General features: G+C 42.4%; 5 protein-coding genes. All 5 read left to right on the top strand.

Features of this window, described 5'->3' with window-relative positions:
- Positions 1-123 precede the first annotated feature (123 nt).
- A complete protein-coding gene (locus I8752_RS31530) occupies positions 124-696 on the top strand; it encodes a DsbA family protein (RefSeq protein WP_214436120.1) in 573 nt (190 codons plus the stop codon).
- A 214-nt stretch (positions 697-910) separates the two neighbouring features.
- Complete coding sequence (locus I8752_RS31535; RefSeq protein ID WP_214436121.1) at positions 911-1,321, top strand: ester cyclase; 411 nt, start codon at positions 911-913, stop codon at positions 1,319-1,321.
- 541 nt (positions 1,322-1,862) lie between these two features.
- Entirely contained in the window at positions 1,863-2,258 is a 396-nt protein-coding gene (locus I8752_RS31540) for a mannose-binding lectin (RefSeq protein WP_214436122.1), read from the top strand.
- A 427-nt stretch (positions 2,259-2,685) separates the two neighbouring features.
- Positions 2,686-5,067 (top strand): NUDIX hydrolase, encoded by a 2,382-nt coding sequence (locus I8752_RS31545; protein WP_214436123.1) that lies wholly within the window; start codon positions 2,686-2,688, stop codon positions 5,065-5,067.
- A gap of 550 nt (positions 5,068-5,617) precedes the next feature.
- The coding region (locus I8752_RS31550; RefSeq protein WP_214436124.1) for a hypothetical protein at positions 5,618-5,810 on the top strand (193 nt) is incomplete at its 3' end.

Consider the following 5,810-nt stretch of genomic DNA (forward strand, 5'->3'; position numbering starts at 1 on the left):
AGAATTGATGACAGCTTGAAGCTGACTCCATATATTAAGTCATATAGATGTTAGTTAGGATTGACAAAAGGAGATTTCACAGTGCCACCTGTACAGTGAATGCTTTTTTCGTCGAGGTTTAGAATGAGCGACAATATTTCTGCCCAAGCAACTGACGATCGCAATCAATTAGCTGTACTACCATCCCAGCGAGATCGTCGCCAAGGATCGCTGAATGCCAAAGTTGTGCTAGTTGAGTATGGGGATTATCAATGTCCTCGATGTAGAGAACTTCATACCTTAATTCAGACAATGCAAGAACGGCATAACACATCCGAGCAAAACGATCTCTGCTTAGTGTACAGACATTTTCCTCAGCCTCAAATTCATCCTCAAACTCAAAAGGCAGCAGCGGCAGCAGAAGCAGCAGCAGCACAGGGACAATTCTGGCAGATGCATGACATTTTGTTCGCCCATCAGCAAGAGCTGGGGGATGGCTATCTGGCAGAGTATGCTGACAATTTAGGGCTTGATGTCACTCAGTTTGTTCGAGATCTGTATAAACAAGTGCATATTGCTCGCATCAATGAAGATATAGAAAGTGGATTACAAAGTGGAGTAACGGCTGCCCCAGCCCTGTTTATCAATGGAATTCAGTATTCCGGACGCTGGAACATCGAGCAATTGAAGCCAGCTATTGTCGCTGCAAGTCATTAAATTTCTAGATCCTTGACTCCAATTCATGTCTTGCTGAGGGTGGACATGAATGAGATCCTATTCCGACTCACGCGATATCGATGATGCGGCATCTAAGATCGCGGTGCAAGACGATCGGTATCCCGAAAAACTGGAGAGAATGACCAATCGCTGAACGGCGAAGAATATTATTCTCTCGTTTACATGTCGAGTCATAACAGTAAAGGAGACTTCAATGTCATTAGAACAGAATAAAGCCATTGTTCTTCAATTCTACAAGGCTTATAACCAAGGAAATCTAGAACAAGCCAAGGAACTGATTGCCCCGAACATTGTTGTTCATACACTGGGAACTGTTATCCACGGTGGTGATGACTTTTTTGAGCACATGCAGAAGATGCGCTCTACCTTCCCAGATAGCTACCACACATTTGAAGATGTGATTGCTGAAGACGATAAGGTTGTTACTCGTGGCACGTTTACGGGTACCCATCGCCTAGAGTTCCTTGGTATTCCGCCGACGAGCAAGCAGGTGACATGTTCATGCGTACAGGTCGATCGACTAGCAGATGGCAAGATTGTCGATCATTGGGTTCTAGGTGATTCACTCGCTATGTTGCAGCAGTTAGGCAAAGAAACGTTGTAGCACCCGACATCTCTGAAACTCAGACAATCAGCACAGTTATTCCAGACTGTAACTTTAATAACTGACTAGTAATTGGAGACCATTTCCTCTAAGTTGTCATTGATCGAAATCACTTGATAACTACATTAGTTCAGTTTGGTATTTCGTTCATTACAACAATCCTAGTTTACGGAGTTAAATCATGGCTATCGACTCAAATCGTTTTCCATTGCAGAACGCAATTGTTGGAGATGATAAGTTTGGTAAAGGCAATTCGGATAGATTTCATAGTTTTTGAATTTCGAGCTGATTTATAAGTATAGGGCAAACACATCTTAAATTTCTCTTGACAAAAACATTAATTAGTTTAGAAACCGGGGAACAATAATTTATTGTTTGATTGGTTTCTCAAAGGTTAAGATAAACGCTGAAATAATTTTCAATAAACAGGCATTAATGCGATTATTTTCACCCTTATTGATATTGAAAGATTCTTGTTGATAAGATGCGTTTGTCCTGATGGTTATGCTTGTGTAAACTAACATCCTTCAGGAGTTTTATCATGTTGAAATATGCAACATTTGCTTTGCTATTTCTATTAATTCTTTTGCAATCAAATATCGTATTGGCAGACGGTAGATTTAGCGGCTCATGTGCAAATATAGGCATAGAGAAAGGTCGTATATTGGAAGCTTATTGTAGAAAAAATAATGGAGGTTATACACAGACTAGTATAAATCTGAATAATTACATAGCAAATGATGAAGGAAAGTTAGTTTGGAGGAGGAATGGTCGTTACATCGCAACTAGTAAAAATTGTATATTAACTAGTCAACATGGTATATCATTTTTGAGGTGTAATACTCGTAGAGAAAATGGTAACTGGAAATTATCAACTTTGAATTTAGATCGCCGTATTGCAAATATAAATGGACAACTTAAATACCGACATCGGTGAGAGTTTAAGAGAATTGCACATTTGTCAAGTAGGTGCGAAAAAAAGGATAGATTCATCTTGGTGACTGGTTTTCCCAGAGCTTTGACTACACCTAAATCTTGATTCTCTTTGCGGCAAAGTATTTAATCGGGCATCTGTGAGATATCAAGAATGAAGAATAGATTTCAACTACCATTTTCCTTTGAATGGCACTAAGAAAAGCTGAAATTTATTCAGAGTGAGGTATTAGGGGTGGCTAAGTGGGTGTAGTGTTTAAGACAATTGAATTTAGTGCATCCTAGAGTTCAACATCTTCTTAATTTCCTACACCCCACACTCTACACTCCATATCCGTACAAGTTGTCATCGATTAAAATCACTTGATAACTACATTGGTTCAGTTTGGTATTTTGTTCAATACTACAACACTAGTTTACGGAGTTAAATCATGGCTAACGACTCAAACCGTTTTTCGTCGGAGAATGAAATCAAAAAGACTTTCGATGACCCAAGCTCAAACCCAGCATTACCAGATGGTTCTGGAGATGGTAAATCTGTTGGAGATAAAACTTTTGGTAAAGCCCATCGCTACGCTTCAGGTACATACCCAGATATTGCTGTGAATAATAACAATGTAGTTGTTGAAGTTCACCAGGATGGTGATGATCTTCGGTATCGCGTTGGTAAAGTTGACGATGACAAGATTGCTTGGAGTGAGAAAGGCCACCACTATGACCTTGGAGACCCTCCCTCAGTTGACATCAATGATAACGGGTTAGTAGTTGAAGTTCACAAAAGTCAGGGACTAAACGCTACTCTATGGTATCGCCTTGGTAAAGTTGAGGGTGACAAGATTGCTTGGCGTAATGAGAACAGCATTCGCTATGACAGTGGAGAATTTCCCTCAGTTGCCATCAATAATAAAGGAATAGTAGTTGAAGTTCACCAGAGTCAGGGCGATTCACTTACTCTTTGGTATAACATTGGTCACGTTGAGGGTGATAGGATTGTTTGGCGTAATGATGGCAAGAGCATTGAATACGAATCTGCTTACACTCCCTCAGTTGCGATCACTGATGACGGGCTAGTAGTGGCAGCTCACCATTTGGAGTACCCCAACTATAATGTTGTTCAGTATCGCCTTGGTCAAATTAAGGGTCACACGATCGACTGGTTTGATGGTAACAGGAGCCATACCCATGCAATTGGAGCTAATACTTCAATTGCCATCACTAATGACAGGCTAATAATTGAAGTTCACTGGGCGGAGAATCTGAAGTATCGCCTCGGTCGAGTGAGAGAGCGCACCATTGACTGGTTTGATAAAGATCGGGTCAAAAGTTATGGTGACGGTAGTTCGCCAAAGGTTGCTTGCAACGCAAGGTTTGCAGTGGAAACTCACTATACTGACAAAGAAGACAAGCTTTGGTCTTCAGTTTTGACCTTACCAGCCTCTCATCATCATCATCCTCATCATCATCATTGGCATGAATTGCATGGTGAAAATTCATACTGTCGTTGTGCTTGTCGTAGTGCTGGTGATAACGAACGAAAGCATGACTTCCACCATACGATGAAGGTCAAAAAGGGAGCGCCTTTTTTACATGCAACTCTTACCAAAAACAATCACTCGATCGATTTCCCAGATGGCGCAAAACTGACAGTTGAAGGACCTGATGGAACTAAATACGATCACCATATTAAAGAAAAAGACAAACTGGTAGTTATGCACGGTGATTCAGTTCGCTGTCTGATTATCAAACACCCCAAGCCAGGTGATTGGAAGCTGACGATGACAGCGCCTAAAGGTGTGGGATTCCATTGTGAATGCAATACAGTTCCGTCTAAAGACGTGTACGATACGATAACAGACACCCTAAGCAATTCTTTAGAAGAGATGGCTGTGACTCAAGGGGATCCAGTAGAGTTTGGGGTTCCAGCAGCATACTGGGGCTGGGCTGGCATAGTACTTCTGGGTGCTATGTTGTTAAATATATTCACAAAGCTAGAGTCATTGACAGACGTAAGCTCGGAATGGATGGCAGAAAGTCTTGATTTAGATTCTCGTCCAGTAGGAAAATCTGGAGGCAAACGCCCCAAAAAGTACTCTGGAAAACAGCGGCATAGCACGGGAGCAGGTGTGGCTAAGACTATAGGTAAAAAACTCAAAGAGGGGGGAAAGAATAAAGCAGCAGAGTTTGCGTCCGATCTAGCTAAAAGCAAGAAGAAGGGAGGAGATGGCAGACAGGTCTATGCTGTCGCTTACAATCTACGAGGCGACTTTATCATGTGTAGAAAAAATCGAGCGAGCTATTTTTACCACCGCGAAAACGCAGACGGCGGAGGTGATGTCTATCCTGAGGGGAGTGCGATTCGACATGGTGGGAATGATTTCGCACTTCCAGGTGGTGGTCTTGAACAAGGAGAACCCCCGCTTGGGGGTGCCCAGAGAGAGTTTTATGAGGAGACAAATGAATTTTTGGACGATTGGATAATGCCAGAACGAGAGCATGAAGGTGGGAGATATCTCGGTGTCTACTTTCAGCTTGAGCAAGACGAACTTCTCAGCTTGTTTCAGAGGATTAGAAGAAATTTTCGAGCTGGGGACCTGGCTGCCGAGGCAGTTAGACAACATCATTACGATGAGAATTATCGCGGATTACGAAATACTTTTGAGAATGCTCCTCACGACAACGAATTAGGTGAGGCTTATCTGTGGAACTTAGAACGTGAGTGGGATACAATTCGACAATGGAAAGATGACGGCGACAAAAGTTGGTTTTACGAAATTTTGAGGGATCTGCGACGGCGGTTAGGTTTTGGAGATTAACTCTTTACAGCTTGGTTGACTGACAAAACTCTTTTGCCCTCATCCCCAACACTTCTGCCAAAGTGGGAAAGGGGCGATTCAACTCCGGTTCTCACTCCTATATTGGGAGAGGGTTAGGGTGAGAGCGGTTCAGGCGATCAATCGGAGAATTTGTCAATCAATCAGCTTGACAGCAGTTTGCAGGTAAATAAAGTACAAGCGATCACTCGGTATCATAGATGAGGTTGAGGCACGAAGCCCAATAAACTATCGTCTTGGCGAAGGATGATAGGTTAAACCCACCCTACGCATCCAATTATAGACGAGCAATCAGTGAGACGAGTTTGAGGGTAATACCGAAGTGCGATCACTCTTTTTATATAGTGTGATCGCGCCCTTCAAATAATTCTCGATGGACATCGGCAAACAGAAAGCGATCGCATCCGAAGACTTGCCAATTGTAAGTGAGAAATCAGCGATCGGTTTGAGGGGAATATATGAATGGCGCTAAGTTAACGGCAAACCCACTATCTATAAGGCTTTGGGTGTCGGGTGTCGGGTGTTGGGTGTAGTGAATAAGAATAGTGAGTCAGAGATTGATTTGTGTCCGTACTTATATTTACTGTTCTTGATCTTCCCTACACCCCACACCCTACCCCCAACACCCTGCCCTGACGACGTTTCACGTTTTCTTAGTGGCATTCGGGAATATATCCAGGGCGATCACTCTTTTTATATAGTGCGATCGCGCCCTTCAAATAATT

Source organism: Dendronalium phyllosphericum CENA369 (genome assembly GCF_016056275.1).
In the GTDB taxonomy this organism is placed as follows: domain Bacteria; phylum Cyanobacteriota; class Cyanobacteriia; order Cyanobacteriales; family Nostocaceae; genus Dendronalium; species Dendronalium phyllosphericum.